The following is a 15,905-nucleotide window of genomic DNA, read 5'->3' on the forward strand; positions in this document are numbered from 1 at the left end:
ATGGGCCGGGGCCTTTGTCACCACGCCGCCCATCGACCCGGCCCGTGCCGGTTCGCCTTCCCGTTCATAACCGAGGCGCCATGCCCCGTGACTGATCTGCTGCACCTCGACCATATCACCGTCCAGTTCGGCGGCCTCAAGGCCGTGGACGACGTGAGCATCCGCGTGCCGCGCGGCGAGCGGCGGGCGATCATCGGCCCCAACGGCGCCGGCAAGACCACGCTGTTCAATGCGGTCACCGGCGTGGTGCGGGCCACCGCGGGGCAGGTGATGTTCGACGGCGCCGACGTCACCCGCGCGCCGATCCATGCCCGCGCCAAGAGTGGCATGAGCCGCACCTTCCAGATCACCAATCTGTTTCCCAACCTCACGGTCGCGGACAACATGCGCCTCGCCTTGCGCGGTCTCTCGCCGCGCAAGTTCTCGCTGCTGGGCGGCAGTGCGCTGGATGGGGACGAGCGCGATCGCGCCGATGATGCGCTGGGCATCTCGCGCCTCCATGCCCGCCGCACGTCCACGGTGAAGGAACTGTCCTATGGCGAGCAGCGCCAGCTGGAACTGGCCATGGCCTTGGTGGCGCGCCCGAAGCTGCTGCTCCTGGACGAGCCCGCCGCCGGCCTGTCGCCCACCGAGCGGGTGATCGTGTCCGACATCATCCGCGCTTTGCCGCGCGAGCTCACTTTGGTGCTGATCGAGCACGACATGGATCTGGTGCTGTCGCTGGTGGATTACGTGACCTGCCTCAACAACGGGAAAATGCTGGTGGAGGCCCCGCCGGCGGAGATCCGCACCAACGCCCTGGTGCAGGAAGTCTATCTGGGAAAGGCGCGGCACCATGCTTGAGGTCGCGGACCTGCACAGCTTCTATGGCGAGGCCCATGTGCTGCATGGCGCCAGCCTGACGGTGCAGCCCCGGGAAGTGGTGGCGCTGCTGGGGCGCAACGGCATGGGCAAGACCACGCTGATCCGCTCCATCATGGGCCTCACCCCGCCGCATGTGCGCGAGGGTGCAGTGCGCTGGAAAGGCGCAGATCTCAAGGGCGTTCCCTCCCATGAGATCGCCAAGCGCGGCATCGCCATCGTTCCCCAGGGCCGGCGGCTGTTTCCCTCGCTCACCGTCACCGAGCATCTCACCGTGCTGAAGCCCGCCGGTTCCACCCAAGGCTGGACCGTGGCCAAGGCGTTCGAATTCTTTCCCCGCCTTGGGGAGCGGCGACACCACCGCGGCAATCAGCTTTCCGGCGGCGAGCGCCAGATGCTGGCGGTGGCCCGCGCGCTGATGATCGATCCGGAGCTGATCCTGATGGATGAGCCCTCCGAGGGCCTGGCGCCAGTGATGGTGCAGCATCTGGAGGAGATCATCCTGGAGTTGAAGCGCGCCGGGCTTGGCATCCTGCTGGTGGAGCAGAACCTCTACAGTGCATTGGCGGTGGCCGACCGGGTCTATATCCTGGAGACCGGGCGGGTGGTGCATGAGGCGCTGGCCGCCGACATCGCCACGGATCCCTCGACGCTGACCCGCTTCCTTGGCGTCCACTGAACGAGGCCCCATGTCCGAGACCGACATTGCCGCGCTGTTGCGCACCCAGGATGCCATTGCCGTCACCCCGCAGGAGGCCGAGGGGCTGGCCCGGCTGCTGGCACTATTGAACGACACGGTGGCCGCCGGGGCCGCGGTGCGGGTCACCATCGACAGCGCTCCGAGCAGCTTCGAGACCTTGCGCGCCGGCATCGCCGAGCGCGGGGAGGAGGAGGCGTGAGCGCGCTGTTCGACCTTGGGCTGGTGGAGACGGCGCAGGCCATTGCCGACGGCGCCGTCACCTCCGAGGCGGTCACCGCCGTGGCGCTGGACCGGCTGGAGACGCTCGGGCCGCGCTACAATGCCGTCATGGCCCTCGACCGTTCGGGCGCGCTGGAAGCGGCGCGGGCGGTGGATAGGGCCCGGGCGAAGGGCGAGGACATCGGCGCCTTGGGCGGTGTGCCGCTGGCGCATAAGGATCTGCTCTATCGCGCCGGCCGCGTGTGCACCGGCGGCTCGCTGATCCGCAAGGATTTTGTGCCGGATATCACCGCCTCCGTGCTGGAGCGGCTGGACGGCGCCGGTGCGCTAGATCTGGGCACGCTGCATCTGGCGGAATTCGCCCTCTCGCCCACCGGCTTCAATGCCCATTACGGCCACGGCAAGAGCCCGTGGAACCCGGCCTATGGCTCCGGCGGCTCGTCCTCCGGCTCGGGGGCGGCGGTGGCGGCGCGGCTGGTGAGCGGGGCGCTGGGGTCAGACACCGGCGGGTCCATTCGCCATCCCTCCGCCATGTGCGGCGTCACCGGGCTGAAGCCCACCCACGGCCTGGTGCCGCTTTATGGCGCCATGCCCATGGCCCCGAGCCTCGATACCATCGGCCCCTTGACCCGCAGCGCGCGGGATGCGGCCCGTATGCTCTCGGTGATCGCCGGCCCGGATGTGCGCGACGCGATCACGCTGTCGGCCCCCGACCGGGATTATGAGAGCGGCCTCACCGGGGATGTGCGGGGGCTCACCATCGCCGTGCCCCAGGGCTATTACCGCACGGCGGCGGAGAGCGAGATCCTCGCCTTGATGGACGCCAGCCTGGATGTGCTGCAAGAGGCCGGCGCCCGTATCGTGGAAACCACGGTTCCTGACATGATGCTCATCAACGCGCTGATGCAGGTGGTGATGACCAGCGAGGCGGCGGCGCTCCATCGCCAGTGGCTTTCGGCGCGGCCGCAGGACTATGGCGCCCAGGTGCGGGCCCGCATCCTGCCGGGCTTCGCGGTGCCGGCCATCCGCTATGTGGAGGCCATGATGATGCGGGCGCAGATGGCGCGCGAGTGGCTGACCGCTGCCATGGGCGCGGCGGATCTGGTGCATGTGCCGACCCTGGCAGTGCCTGTGCCGAGCATCGCGGAAACGACGGAGGGGGCGCCCGAGGACGTGGCGGCGGCCATCGCGCGGGTCACCCATTGCACCCGGGGCATCAGCTATCTCGGGCTGCCGTCTCTGTCGGTGCCGTGTGGCTTCACCGCCAACGGACTGCCGGCGGCGTTCCAACTGGTAGGGCGGCCCTATGGCGAGCCGGTGCTGCTGCGCGCGGGCGATGCGTATCAGCGCCGCACCGATTTCCACACCCGCCTGCCGCCGGAGTGCGGCGCGCTTTAAGCGGCGAGGCAATAGCGGAACCACCCGCCCGCAGGGAATGCGGGCCCCGGCAGGACCGGGGCCCGTTGCCTCAGGCGGCGCGGATGGTGCGCAGGAACTGGTTCATCTCATCGCTGAGGCGTGCCGCCTGGCGGGACAATTCCCCGGCGGAGGAGAGCACCTGGCCCGCCGCGGCCCCGGCATCGTTGGCCGCGGCCGACACGGTCTCGATATTGGAAGACACCTCCTGCGTGCCGGTGGAGGCCTGCTGCACATTACGGGCGATTTCCGCCGTGGCGGAGCTTTGCTCCTCGATGGCGCCGGCCACCACGCCGGCGATGTCGTTGATGTCGGAGATGGAGCTGTTCACCATCGCCATGGCGGTGCTGAAGGCCTCGGTGGAGGCCTGGATTGCCGCCACCTGCTGGGAGATGCGCTGGGTCGCCTGGGAGGTCTGTTCCGCCAGCCCCTTCACCTCGGAGGCCACCACGGCAAAGCCCTTGCCGGCATCGCCGGCGCGGGCGGCTTCGATGGTGGCGTTCAGCGCCAGCAAGTTGGTCTGGCCGGCAATGGCGCTGATGAGGCCGACGACCTCGCCGATGTCATTGGCGGCCTGTGCCAGCTCGGTCATTTTCTCCACGGCGCCTGAGGCATTGCTGGCAGCGGTGCTGGCCATGCGGGCGGTCTGTTCCACCTGGCTGCCGATCTGGCGCACGGAGGCGGCCAGTTCTTCCGCGGCACTGGCGACGGTCTGGACGTTGGTGGAGGCTTCCTCGGAGGCGGCGGCCACGACGGTGCTCTGCTGCGAGGTGCGGCTGGCCGAATGCGTCATGGTGCGCGCGGCCGCCTCCAATTCCGCCGCGGCGGAGGACACCACCGCCACGATGCCGCCGACGGAGTTTTCGAACGTATCCGCCAGGGAGTGCATGGCGGCCTTCTTCTCGGCATCGGCCCTCAGCTTGAGGCTTTCGGCTTCCTGCTCGGCGCGGATCTTCGCGCGGCCGGCCTCCTGGAACACCAAGGCGGTGCGGGCCACTTCACCCACTTCATCGCGGCGGTCGGCGCCGGCAATGGTGATGTCGAATTGGCCGCCGGCCAGGGTCTGGAGGGTCGTGACCGCCGAGCCGATGGGCCGGGCGATGCCGAACTGGCCGATGAGGAATGCCAGCACCAGGCCGACGCCGATGCCGCCGACGGCGATCAGGATCATCTTCAGGCGGGTCGCCTCATACTCAGCCGTCGCGGCGTCAGAAACCGTGGCCACTTCCTTTTCAAGATCGGCGGCGAAGTTCCGCAACACGACAGTCATGTTCTGCGCAGCCTTCCAGCTTTCCTCCGCCCGGATGCGGATGGCTGCGCCATTGGCGTTGGTCTCGGCGGTGGACAGCGTGTTGGCCAGTTCCTTCAGATACGCCGCATACAGGCTCTCCACCTGCGTAAGGCGGTCGCGGTTGGCGCCGGTCATGGTGGATTGCAGCAGTTGCATACGTTGATTGAACAGGCCCTTGTTGGTCTCAAGCTGGCGCAGCGCCTTGGCGCGATTGGTTGCGCTCGGGTCGCTGGCAAGGTCAAACTCAACTCTGCTCATGCCGACGACCGCCGTAGCCAGGCCTTGGGCGCGCACCCCTTGGGCCGCCGTCTGCTCCATGATGTCGGTGGCTTTGTTCAAGGATGACAGCGATTGAACGCCGATCACCGTGATGACGATGGCCACGGCCGACAACAGGCCGAGGACCATCAATATTTTCGTCAGAATCTTGAAATTCGACAACATGGCAGCACTCTTCTCTGGATCATCTGATCAGAAGCGGGGAGCGATTGACGCGAGCATAGCCCACCACGCGCGATGACCTGAGTGACGCCGGACATTGCTGGCGCGAAGCTTGTGCCGCTCCGCGGGTAAGAAGCCCGTATGACAGCCGCATGCGTTCAGCGCGGGGCGCTGCGGCGCGTTGCCCGTGGCCGGCACCACGCGCAAGTGCGGCGTGTGCGGTGGAGACAGCCCGTTAGGCGCGTTAGGCGTTGAAACGAAAGGAAACCCGTAGGGCTGCGCCGTGCGCGCCTGCTCCGCGCTACCCGCGCAGGTATCCTTGCGTAAGGTTGACAAGACGGTATTCCGCCAGCGCATGGCTGTCGGTACGGGGTGGAGGCCCTTGTCAAAGGGTTTCTGATGATTTATGAAAATCGTCAGAATTATAAAAATGAGTGTGCGTGCATGGCGATCAAGCCGAAGGAAACCGCCGACGAGACCCGCGAGCGGATTTCCGTGGTGGCGGAGGGATTGTTCCGCCGCTTGGGGTTCGCCAAGACCGCAGTGGCCGATATCGCAGCGGAACTGGGGATGTCCGCGGCCAATGTCTATCGTTTCTTCCCGTCCAAGACGGCCATCGTGGAGACCATCTGCAATCGCTGTCTGGCCGAGGTAGAGCGCGAGGCGGAGGTGATCGCCCGGGCCTCCGGTCCGGCGCGGCAGCGGATCATGGAGATGATCGTTGCCGTGATGCGCTACCACCGAGACAACTTCCTGGTGGAGCGGCGGGTACACGACATGGTCCTGGTGGCCATGGAGCACAATTGGGGGGCCATCGAGGCCCATAAGATGCAACTGTGCAATGCCATCCAGCGGATGCTGGAGCAGGGGATCACAGAGGGTGCTTTCCTGCCCCACGATACCGGCCAGGTTGCGCAAATCGTGATGGGAGCCTGTGTGCGCTTCTGCCATCCGGTACTGATCGCGCAGTGCATCGACGAGGACCTGGAGGCTGAGGCGATGGTCGCCACGGGCTTCCTGCTGCGGGCCATCGAGGTTGAGCGCTTGCCGCTCTGAGAAACAGCGTTTGCATGCGTTCGTGCGTCAACTTTCTGATGAAAACCAAATATCATCACTCTTAAAGGTTCAGGAATAGCCATGCCGACCGCCATTCCGTCCATGATGACCGCTCCGGGTCGCCTGCGCTTTGGCGGTCTCGGCCTTCTCCTCCTGACCCTGACCGGGTGCGGTGACAGCGCCCCGGCCCAGAACGCCGGGCCGCCGCCCCGCCCGGTGCAGGTGACCACCGTCGCCTTTCGTCCCAGCGAGGCGGATCGCACCTTTGTGGGGGTGATCCGCGCCCGGCGGGAGAGCGACCTGTCGTTCCGCGTGGGCGGCAAGGTGGTGCAGCGTCTGGTGGATGTGGGCGACCGGGTGAAGGCCGGGCAGGTGATCGCCCGCATGGATCCGGAGGACCTGCGGCTGGAATTGCAGAGCGCGGAAGCCGAGTTCTCCGCCGCCAGGGCCAACCTCGCCCAGACCACCTCCGAGGATAAGCGCTACAGCACCCTGACCCAGCGCGGCTTTGCCTCGACGGCGGACCAGGAGCGCAAGGGACTGGCCAAGGAGGAAGCGGTCGGCCGGCTGGATCGCGCCCAGCGCGCGCTGGATCTGGCCCGCAACAAGCTGGCCTATGCCGACCTCGTCTCCACGGTCGATGGGGTGGTGGTGTCCACCTCGGCGGAGCCGGGCCAGGTGGTCAGTTCCGGCCAGACGGTGGCCCGCGTCGCGCCTTTGGATGAGAAGGAAGCGGTGGTCGCGCTGCCGGAAACCGCGCTCGCTTTGGCCCGCGCTTCGGAGGCTCGCGTCACCTTGTGGGCGGAGCCCGGACGGGGCATTCCCGCGAAATTGCGCGAACTCTCGCCCCAGGCGGATGCCACCACCCGCACTTACGCCGCCCGCTTCTCTCTGGAGGGCGCCGATGACACCGTGGCCCTGGGCATGACCGCCACCGTCACCCTGCGTCCCGCCGGCACCGCCCAGGTGGCGAGCCTGCCGCTCTCGGCGGTGTTCGACAAGGGCCTCGGGCCGCATGTGTTCGTGGTCGATCCGGCCAGCAAGGCCATCGCCGCCCGTCCGGTGGCCGTGGTGGGATATACCGACCGTGCGGTGCTGGTGGCCGGCGGCCTCTCGACTGGCGAAAGCGTGGTGGCCATGGGCGCCCAGACCCTTGAGCCGGGGCGCGTCGTGCGCACCGTCTCGGCCCAGTGAGGCAAGCATCATGGACCGCTTCAACCTCTCGCAATGGGCCATCACCCACCGCGCACTCACCCTGTTCATGATCCTGCTGATCGCGGGCTCAGGATTCTACGCTTATGAGAAGCTCGGCCGTGCGGAAGATCCCAATTTCACCATCAAGGTGATGGTGGTGAGCGCCGCTTGGCCCGGCGCCACCGCCACCCAGATGCAGGAGCAGGTGGCCGACCCCATTGAGAAAAAGCTCCAGTCCCTGCCGCATCTGGACCGGGTGGAGAGCTATTCGCGCCCGGGCGTCAGCTACATTCAGGTGATCCTGAAGGATTCCACCGCTGCCTCCGCGGTCAAGGATCTCTGGTATCAGGTGCGCAAGAAGGTCGGCGACATCAAGGGCGATCTGCCCCAGGGCGTCATCGGCCCCGGCTTCGACGATGAATATGGCGACGTCTATTCCGCCCTTTATATGCTGAACGGGCAAGGCGTTGGCCCTGCGGAGTTGAAGAAGCAGGGCGAGATCATCCGTCAGGCGCTCTTGCGGGTGCCCGATGTGGAGAAGGTGGATCTCATCGGCGTGCGTCCCGAGAAGATCTATATCGAGTTCAGCCACGCGCGCCTCGCCACTCTGGGCGTTACGCCGTCGGAAATCTTCGACAGCGTCGCCCGGCAGAATGCGGTGGTGGCGGGCGGGGCCATCGATACCAAGGCCGATCGCATCAATCTGCGCCTCACCGGCGCGTTCACCGGCGAAGAGGCCATCGCCTCGGTGCCCATCGCGGCGGGCGGGGCGGTGTTCCGCCTCGGCGACATCGCCACCATTCATCGTGCTTATGAGGATCCGCCCGGCTTCGTCATCCGCCAGAACGGGAATCCCGCGCTGGGCATCGGTGTCGCCATGTCGTCGGGGGCTAACATTCTCACCCTGGGCGAGCATCTGAAGACCGCCATGGCCAAGGTGGTGGCGGAACTGCCCGTGGGCATCGACGTGACGCAGGTGGCCGACCAGCCGCACATCGTCACCGAGAGCGTGGGCGAGTTCCTCCACACTTTCGGCGAAGCCCTGGTGATCGTGCTGGTGGTGAGCTTCCTGTCGCTGGGACTGCGCACCGGCATCGTGGTGGCGCTCTCGGTGCCCCTGGTGCTGGCGATCGTGTTCGTCATCATGTTCGCCAGCGGCATGGACCTGCACCGCATCACGCTGGGGGCGCTGATCATCGCGCTGGGCCTGCTGGTGGACGACGCCATCATCGCCATCGAGATGATGGTGGTGAAGATGGAGGAGGGCTATGATCGCGCCAGCGCCGCCACCTTCGCTTGGTCCTCCACCGCCTTCCCCATGCTCACCGGGACCCTGGTGACGGCGGCTGGATTTTTGCCGGTGGGTTTTGCCAAGTCCAGCGCCGGCGAATATGCCGGCGGCATCTTCTGGGTGGTGGGCATCGCGCTGATCGCGTCCTGGTTCGTGGCGGTGATCTTCACTCCTTATCTGGGCTTCATGCTCCTGCCCAAGATCAAGCCCCATGCCCATGGGGATGCGCACAATGGCCGGCTCTATCGCATGCTGCGCAGCGCCATCGAGGCGTGCCTGCGCCATCGCTTCCTGGTCATGGGAGCCACGCTCGGCCTGTTCGTGCTGTCCATCGCCGGCTTTGGCTTCGTGCAGCAGCAATTCTTCCCCACCTCCACGCGGCCGGAGCTGTTCCTGGAGATGCGGCTGCCGGAAGGCACCTCCATCACCGTCACCCAGGCCACGGCGGCCAAGGGCGAGGCGATGATCAAGGACGATCCGGATGTCGCCACCGCCACCACCTATGTGGGGCAGGGCGCGCCGCGCTTCTGGTTGGGGCTCAACCCGGTGCTGCCGAACCCTAATTTCGCGCAGATCGTCATCGTGGCCAAGGATGTGGAAGCCCGCGAGCGCATCAAGGCGCGGCTGGAGAAGGACGTAGCCGAGGGCGCCCTGGCGGAGGCGCGGGTGCGGGTGGATCGCTTCACCTTCGGCCCGCCGGTGGGCTTCCCGGTCAATTTCCGGGTGGTCGGTCCGGACCCGATGAAGGTGCGCGAGATCGCCGAGAAGGTGCGCCTGGTCATGGCCGCCGACCCGGCGGTTCTTGATCCCCATCTCAATTGGGGCGAGCAGGTCAAGTCGGTGACCTTGCAGGTGGACCAGGACCGGGCACGCGCCATCGGCACCACCCCGCGCGATGTGGCAGAGACGTTGCAGACGCTGCTGTCCGGCTACACCGTGACCCAGCACCGGGAAGGCAATCTGCTGATCGACGTGATGGCCCGCGCGGTGCCCGAGGAGCGGGTGGACCTGGCCCAATTGGGCGGGCTCACCATCACCACCCGCAACGGCGTTGCGGTGCCGCTGGGACAGATCGCGCGGCTGGTCTATGGCTCGGAGGAGCCGATCCTATGGCGGCGCGACCGGGACCTGGTGCTCACCGTGCGCGGCGACGTGGCGGATGGCATCCAGCCCCCCGACGTGACCACCCGCCTGCTGCCGAAGCTGGAGGCTATCAAGGCCGAGCTGCCGCCGCTCTATCGCATCGAGACCGGCGGGGCGATCGAGGAGAGCGCCAAGGCCAATACCGCTTTGTTTGCGGTGTTCCCGATCATGGGCCTAGTGATGCTCACGTTGCTGATGATCCAGTTGCAGAGCTTCTCCCGCCTGGCCCTGGTTCTGGTCACCGCGCCATTGGGTCTGATCGGGGCGACGGCCGCGCTCTTGATCGCCCACAAGCCGTTCGGCTTCGTGGCGCTGCTGGGCCTGATCGCCCTGGCCGGCATGATCATGCGCAACACGGTCATTCTGGTGGACCAGATCGACACCGACATCGCCGCTGGCCATGCGCCGCGGCAGGCCATCGTGGACGCCACCTTGCGGCGGGCACGGCCGGTGGTGCTGACCGCGCTGGCCGCCATCCTGGGCATGATCCCATTGGCCACCAGCGTGTTCTGGGGGCCGATGGCCATCACCATCATGGGTGGCCTGCTGGTGGCGACCGTGCTGACCTTGCTGGTGGTGCCGGCGCTCTACGCCACCTGGTTCCGGGTCAAGGTGAAGGATGATGTGAGGAATACGGACGAGGCGGCGCACGGTGCGACGCCTCCACGCGCCGAAGGCACCGCCCCCGCCTGAGGCGCGTCCCCGCCGCGCGCAAGCGCGGCGGGGCTTCTTTTTCAAACGCTCAACGAAACAGGTTGCGCTTGGCAAGTTCGAGGAGTTCGTCGCCGCGGCCATTGATGATGGCGCGGGCGGCATAGAGCGAAAAGCCCAGCGCCTGCTCGGCCTTGATGGCGGGGGGCATCACCAGTTCCATCTTGTCGGTGACCACGTCCACCACCGCCGGCCCGTCATGGGCGAAGGCCTTTTCCAGTGCGCCCTTCACGTCGGCAGGGTCTTCCACCCTTATGCCCAGGATGCCGATGGCATTGGCCATGGCGGCGAAGTCCGGGTTCTGCAGGTCGGTGCCCACATTGAGGAAGCCGGCTGCCTTCATCTCCATGTCCACGAAGCCCAGCAGGCCGTTGTTGAAGATCACGATCTTCACCGGCAGCTGCAATTGGCGCAGGGACAGGATGTCGCCCATGAGCATGGAGAAGCCGCCGTCGCCGGACAGCGAGATCACCTGCCGGCCCGGATAGGCGCCCTGGGCGCCGATGGCCTGGGGCATGGCATTGGCCATGGAGCCGTGGAGCAGCGAGCCGATCAGGCGCCGCTGGCCGTTCATGGCGATGTAGCGCGCTGCCCACACGGTGGTCTCGCCCACGTCGACGCTGAACACGGCGTCGGGCGCCGCCACTTCATTGATGATCTTGGCCAGATATTGCGGGTGGATGGGTGTGTCGCCGGGCTTGCCCACCGCCAGCGCATCCAGATCCTGGCGGGAGGTCTTGTAATGCTCCTGCACCTTCTTGAGGAAGCTGTCGTCGGTGCGCGGCTTCAGGCGCGCCAGCAGAGCGGTGAGGGTGGGCTTCACATCGCCCACCAAGCCGAGGTCGAGGCGGGTGCGGCGGCCGAGATTCTCGGGGCGAATGTCGATCTGCACCACCTTGGCGTCGGTGGGGTAGAATTGCCGATAGGGGAAATCGGTGCCCACCATCACCAGCACTTCGGCATCCAGCATGGCGTGGTAGCCGGAGGGAAAGCCGATGAAGCCGGTCATGCCCACGTCGTAGGGATTGTCATATTCCACGAACGGCTTGCCGCGCAGGGTATGGACCACCGGTGCCTTCAGGGCCGCGGCCAGCGCCACCACTTCGTCATGGGCGCCCTCGCAGCCGCCGCCAGCCAGGATGGTGATGCGCGAGGCGCCGTTGGCCAGGGCGCACAGCTTGTCCAGTTCCGCCTCGGGGGGCACCACGGTCGGGAAGGCCACATCGGTCCAGGCGCCGTCGGTGCGGCCTTCGGCCATTTGTAGGGCCACGTCGCCGGGGATGACGATCACCGCCACCCCCTGCTTCTGGATCGCCGTACGCATGGCGATCTCCAGGACGCGCGGCATCTGCGCCGGGCTGGAGACCATTTCGCAATAATGGCTGCATTCCTTGAACAGGCTTTCCGGGTGGGTTTCCTGGAAATAGCCGGAGCCGATCTCAGGGCTCGGGATATGCGCGGCGATGGCCAGCACCGGCGTGCGGGTGCGGTGGCAGTCGAACAGGCCGTTGATGAGATGGAGATTGCCGGGGCCGCAGGAGCCGGCGCACACTGCCAGCTTGCCGGTCAGTTGGGCTTCGGCGCCGGCGGCAAACGCGGCCACTTCCTCATGGCGCACATGCATCCATTTGACTTGCGGGGTGGCGCGCAGGGCATCGGTGAAGCCGTTGAGGCTGTCGCCGACCACCCCCCAGACCCGTTCCACTCCGGCGGATGCCAAAGTCCGAGCCATGACGTCCGCTACGCGAGTTCCGGCCATGTGGTTCTCCTCAGTCAAATTTGGGTTCTGCGCCCATGCCCCGCTGGTCGCGGGTGAAGTCTGCGGGTGAGAGTGTCTCAGTCCTCAACCTATGTGGTGGCGTACCCGGTAACGGCATGATGACGATGCCGCTTCGGCATCTTGATCGCTGAGCCTTGATTTGCGCTGGTGCATCATGGCCTTGCCGTCCGCCGACGCAAGAGGGGTGAATGGGGCTCCGGGCACAGTGGATTGGGGCGACCGCACCGGTCTTGTCGCTTTTGCATCTGGCGCCGGAGCGTGACAGGGATGCGCACGGGGCGCCATCATGAGATATGGCGCAATGCAGCAGGGGGCGGTCGGCATGAGGGCGCGGCGAAGCTTTCGCAGGCGGCTGGAACTGAGGGCCGCAGCCCTGTTCCGTCCGCCGTTGCGGGTGGCAGAGCGCTATGAGGTGTCGGCGGTGGACGACCTCAAGGCGTTCACCCTGACCGGTGCGCGGGCGCAGGTGGCGCTGCGGGTGACCTTGGGCATCCTGCTGGCCATCGCCATCGCCCACGCCTTACGGCTGGAAATGCCGGTCTGGGCGGCCATCAGCGTGCTGCGGGTGTTCCAGAACGACCGCACCGCCACCGTGCGCCGGGGGCTGGAGCGGGTGGCGGGCACGGTGGCGGGCGGGGCCATCGCCTATGGCATCATGCTGGAAGGCCAGGTGCATGCCTGGGTCTATATCGCCACCGGATTGACCTGCGCGTTTGCGGTCTATGCCCAGGCGGTGAGCCGCTACAGTTATGCCTTCGTGCTGGTGGGCTTCACCGTGCCGCTGATGACCTATCATGCGCTGGTGTCCAGCGAGCCCATCGGGCAGGTCATCGTGATGCGCGGCCTGGAGGTGCTGGTGGGGGTGTTCGTGGCCACCGCCATCGACCTGCTGACGTCGGCCCGCCACGGCTCGCACGCCACCTCGAAGCCCTGGTTCGCCGCCACCGACGAGGTGTTCCTGGGCCACGCCCTCACGGTGGGCATTGCGGTGAGCCTGGTGCCGGTGGTGTGGACCACCTTCCATCTGCCGGGCTTCGACCAGACCCCCATCACCGCCTTCATCGTGGTGGGCGCGGCGCGGGAGGGGATCGGCTGGAAGTCCCTCAACCGCTGCATCGGCTGCCTGCTGGGCGCGCTGCTGGGGTTTCTCGGGGTGATGCTGCTGGACGGCGGCCTGCTGACCTGGCTGGCGTTCGTCTTCGCCGGCCTGTTCGTGTTCACCCAGATCTGCTTCGGCGGCAGCGTGGTGGCCTATACGGGAGCGCAGGCGGCCATCGCCTTCCTGCTGGTGGTGGTCATGGAGCCCATCCCGCATCTGGATCTTGATGCCGGCATCGGCCGGATGTGGGGCATCTTCGGCGGCATCTGCATGGTGGTGCTGGTGGGGCTGGCCACCTGGCCGATCCGCCGGCGGATTGCCGAGCACCTCAGTGCGCGCAAACGCGCGGCACACGAAATGGCCCATTAATGCCAGCGCGCCTGGGGCCAGATCGCGGCCATTTCCCTTGAGGGTTGCGTTAAAACTGAAGCACTATCCGGCAATAATAGAAGATCGGCGCCCGTTGGCGGCGGGTCGCCCCATCGGGCCTGACCCGTCGGGCGTTACCTGGGAGGCTCAAAGTGCATAGTCATATCAGCGGCACCATCTCCACCCCCTTGCGCGGCTTCGATCTGATCGACACGCCGCTGCTGAACAAGGGCAGCGCCTTCACCGCCGAGGAGCGGTCCGCGCTGGATCTGGATGGCCTGCTGCCGCCCTCGGTGGAGACGCTGGAGACCCAGGTGATCCGGGTCGCCGCCGCTTATGCGCGCAAGACCGTGGATCTGGAGCGCCACATCTATCTGCGGGCGCTGCAGGACACCAATGAGACGCTGTTCTACGCCTTCCTGGTCTCCAATCTCACCGAACTGATGCCCATCGTCTACACCCCGGTGGTGGGGCTGGGGTGCCAGTATTTCAGCGAGATCTATCGCCGGCCGCGCGGCCTGTTCCTGTCCTATCCGCTGCGCGAGCGCATGGATGCGATGCTGGACGCGGTGGGCGACGTGGATGTGGAGGTGATCGTGGTCACCGATGGCGAGCGCATCCTGGGCCTCGGCGACCAAGGCGCGGGCGGCATGGGCATCCCCATCGGCAAGCTCTCCCTCTACACGGCCTGCGGCGGCATCGCCCCGGACACCACCTTGCCCATCGTGCTGGACGTGGGCACCAACAACAAGGAGCGCCTGGCCGATCCGCTCTATATCGGCTGGCGCCACGAGCGCATCACCGGGGCGGATTATGACGCCTTCGTGGACCAGTTCGTCCAAGCGGTGAAGCGCAAATGGCCCAAGGTGCTGCTGCAGTTCGAGGATTTCGCCCAGAGCCATGCCACCGCGCTGCTGGAGCGCTATCGCGATCAGCTCTGCACCTTCAATGACGACATCCAGGGCACCGCCGCCGTGGTGGTGGGGGCGGCGCTTGCCGCGGTGAAGGCGGCCGGCTCGCGTATCGCCGACCAGCGGGTGGTGATCGTGGGCGCCGGATCGGCGGGCTGCGGCATTGCCGAGCAGATGATCCGCGCCGCGGTGCTGGACGGCGCCAATGAAGCGGAGGCCCGCGCCAATTACTACATGGTGGACCGCGAGGGGCTGGTCCATGACGGGCTCACCGGCCTGTTCCCGTTCCAGCACAAGCTGGCCCAGGACCGCACCCGTCTCGCCGGCTGGACCGGCGCGATGCCGGATCGGTTCTCGCTGGCGGAAGTGATCGCCCACGCCAAGCCGACCATGCTGGTGGGGGTGTCCGGTCAGCCGGGTCTGTTCACGGAGGATCTGGTGCAGCAGATGGCGCAGACCACGGCGCGACCCATCATCTTCCCGTTGTCCAACCCCACCTCGCGCTGCGAGGCGCTGCCCAGCGATCTCATCGCCTGGACCGAGGGCCGCGCCATCGTCGCCACCGGCAGCCCGTTCGATCCGGTGGACTATGCCGGCCAGAAATATCCGGTGGCCCAATCCAACAATTCCTACATCTTCCCCGGCCTGGGCCTGGGCATTCGCGCCCTGGACATTCCCCGCGTCAGCGACGGCATGTTCATGGCCTGCGCGCGGGCCTTGGCGGAAACCTCGCCGGCGGCGAAGGACGGCGTGGGGGCGTTGCTGCCGGCTCTTGCCGACATCCGCGCCGTATCGCGCCACATCGCCCTGGAGGTCGGCCGCGTGGCCATGGCCGAAGGGTTGGTGCCCACCCTGTCCGAGGATGACTTGGTGGCCCGGGTGGATGCCCATATGTGGACGCCGGTGTATCGGCCCATCGTCGGCGCCTGAGGCTGGTTCGGCACCGGCGCCGGACCTGACACATCAGCCGTGCCGGATGCAAATCCGGCACGGCTGATGTCGCTGGAATGGTATGGCGTGCGGTGTCGTCTCAGGCGGCGCGCACGGTGTCCAGGAAGCGCTGCATCTCGCTTTCCAGGCGCTTGGCCTGGTCGGTGAGGGCGGCGGCGGCGCCGAGCACCTGTCCGGCAGCGACTCCGGTCTCGTCGGCGGTCTTGGCCACGTCGGAGATATGCGAGGTCACCGAATTGGTGCCGGTGGCCGCCTGATCCACATTGCGCACGATCTCGCGGGTGGCGATGCCCTGCTCCTCCACCGCGGCGGAGATGCCGGAAGCCACGTCGCTCATCTGGCGGATCTGGGCGCCGACGCCTTCGATCACCGCCACCGCCTGCTGGGTGGTGGACTGGATGGCGCTGATCTGGCTCTCGATCTCCTCGGTGGCCTTGGCGGTCTGGGTGGCCAGGGCCTTGACCTCGGAGGC

At 66.9% G+C, this 15,905-nt stretch carries 11 protein-coding genes and 1 pseudogene; 9 read left to right on the forward strand and 3 right to left on the reverse strand.

Annotated features, from left to right (window positions below):
* The first annotated feature begins 87 nt into the window (after positions 1–87).
* From AAG816_RS23600 to AAG816_RS23615, 4 genes are read left to right on the forward strand one after another with little or no spacing between them, the layout of a single operon-like run.
* The gene (locus tag AAG816_RS23600) at positions 88–843 is read left to right on the forward strand and encodes an ABC transporter ATP-binding protein (RefSeq protein ID WP_341992145.1); all 756 of its coding nucleotides are present in this window, start codon (positions 88–90) and stop codon (positions 841–843) included.
* The gene (locus AAG816_RS23605) at positions 836–1,540 is read left to right on the forward strand and encodes an ABC transporter ATP-binding protein (protein WP_341992146.1); all 705 of its coding nucleotides are present in this window, start codon (positions 836–838) and stop codon (positions 1,538–1,540) included. The genes AAG816_RS23600 and AAG816_RS23605 overlap by 8 nt, the downstream gene beginning before the upstream one ends.
* Before the next feature lie 10 nt (positions 1,541–1,550).
* Positions 1,551–1,760, forward strand: coding sequence for a hypothetical protein (locus AAG816_RS23610; RefSeq protein ID WP_341992147.1), 210 nt, complete (start codon positions 1,551–1,553; stop codon positions 1,758–1,760).
* On the forward strand, positions 1,757–3,178 hold the full coding sequence (locus AAG816_RS23615) for an amidase (protein ID WP_341992148.1): 1,422 nt from the start codon (positions 1,757–1,759) through the stop codon (positions 3,176–3,178). Before AAG816_RS23610 ends, AAG816_RS23615 begins: the two co-directional genes overlap by 4 nt.
* 70 nt (positions 3,179–3,248) lie before the next feature.
* Here the strand turns inward: AAG816_RS23615 and AAG816_RS23620 are convergent, their stop codons facing one another.
* Positions 3,249–4,931: a methyl-accepting chemotaxis protein gene (locus AAG816_RS23620; RefSeq protein WP_341992149.1), complete on the reverse strand. Its 1,683-nt coding sequence runs from the start codon at positions 4,929–4,931 to the stop codon at positions 3,249–3,251.
* A gap of 441 nt (positions 4,932–5,372) precedes the next feature.
* On the opposite strand from AAG816_RS23620, the gene AAG816_RS23625 reads away from it, so the two are divergent.
* The 3 genes from AAG816_RS23625 (at position 5,373) to AAG816_RS23635 (ending at position 10,305) form a co-directional block, all read left to right on the forward strand.
* Positions 5,373–5,984: a TetR family transcriptional regulator gene (locus AAG816_RS23625; protein WP_341992150.1), complete on the forward strand. Its 612-nt coding sequence runs from the start codon at positions 5,373–5,375 to the stop codon at positions 5,982–5,984.
* An 81-nt stretch (positions 5,985–6,065) separates the two neighbouring features.
* Positions 6,066–7,178: an efflux RND transporter periplasmic adaptor subunit gene (locus tag AAG816_RS23630; RefSeq protein WP_341992152.1), complete on the forward strand. Its 1,113-nt coding sequence runs from the start codon at positions 6,066–6,068 to the stop codon at positions 7,176–7,178.
* Between the two features lie 10 nt (positions 7,179–7,188).
* Entirely contained in the window at positions 7,189–10,305 is a 3,117-nt protein-coding gene (locus AAG816_RS23635) for an efflux RND transporter permease subunit (protein ID WP_341992153.1), read from the forward strand.
* Positions 10,306–10,354: 49 nt separating this feature from the next.
* On the opposite strand, the gene poxB is transcribed toward AAG816_RS23635, so the two are convergent.
* A complete protein-coding gene (poxB, locus tag AAG816_RS23640; RefSeq protein ID WP_341992155.1) occupies positions 10,355–12,082 on the reverse strand; it encodes a ubiquinone-dependent pyruvate dehydrogenase in 1,728 nt (575 codons plus the stop codon).
* A 343-nt stretch (positions 12,083–12,425) separates the two neighbouring features.
* On the opposite strand from poxB, the gene AAG816_RS23645 reads away from it, so the two are divergent.
* Together AAG816_RS23645 and AAG816_RS23650 are read left to right on the forward strand one after the other, a co-directional pair.
* A complete protein-coding gene (locus tag AAG816_RS23645) occupies positions 12,426–13,571 on the forward strand; it encodes an FUSC family protein (RefSeq protein WP_341992157.1) in 1,146 nt (381 codons plus the stop codon).
* Between the two features lie 152 nt (positions 13,572–13,723).
* Entirely contained in the window at positions 13,724–15,412 is a 1,689-nt protein-coding gene (locus AAG816_RS23650) for an NAD-dependent malic enzyme (protein WP_341992158.1), read from the forward strand.
* Positions 15,413–15,512: 100 nt separating this feature from the next.
* Here the strand turns inward: AAG816_RS23650 and AAG816_RS23655 are convergent.
* Positions 15,513–15,905: pseudogene (locus tag AAG816_RS23655) on the reverse strand (methyl-accepting chemotaxis protein); the annotation flags it as partial.

Source organism: Azorhizobium sp. AG788, assembly GCF_943371865.1.
Classification (GTDB): domain Bacteria; phylum Pseudomonadota; class Alphaproteobacteria; order Rhizobiales; family Xanthobacteraceae; genus Azorhizobium.

What these genes read in the sequence shown, in the direction of transcription:
- AAG816_RS23605 (WP_341992146.1), top strand. Translation starts at nt 836, where the DNA reads ATGCTTGAGGTCGCGGACCTGCACAGCTTCTATGGCGAGGCCCATGTG.
- AAG816_RS23610 (WP_341992147.1), top strand. Translation starts at nt 1,551, where the DNA reads ATGTCCGAGACCGACATTGCCGCGCTGTTGCGCACCCAGGATGCCATT.
- AAG816_RS23620 (WP_341992149.1), bottom strand. Translation starts at nt 4,931, where the DNA reads ATGTTGTCGAATTTCAAGATTCTGACGAAAATATTGATGGTCCTCGGC.
- AAG816_RS23625 (WP_341992150.1), top strand. Translation starts at nt 5,373, where the DNA reads ATGGCGATCAAGCCGAAGGAAACCGCCGACGAGACCCGCGAGCGGATT.
- AAG816_RS23630 (WP_341992152.1), top strand. Translation starts at nt 6,066, where the DNA reads ATGCCGACCGCCATTCCGTCCATGATGACCGCTCCGGGTCGCCTGCGC.
- AAG816_RS23635 (WP_341992153.1), top strand. Translation starts at nt 7,189, where the DNA reads ATGGACCGCTTCAACCTCTCGCAATGGGCCATCACCCACCGCGCACTC.
- poxB (WP_341992155.1), bottom strand. Translation starts at nt 12,082, where the DNA reads ATGGCCGGAACTCGCGTAGCGGACGTCATGGCTCGGACTTTGGCATCC.
- AAG816_RS23645 (WP_341992157.1), top strand. Translation starts at nt 12,426, where the DNA reads ATGAGGGCGCGGCGAAGCTTTCGCAGGCGGCTGGAACTGAGGGCCGCA.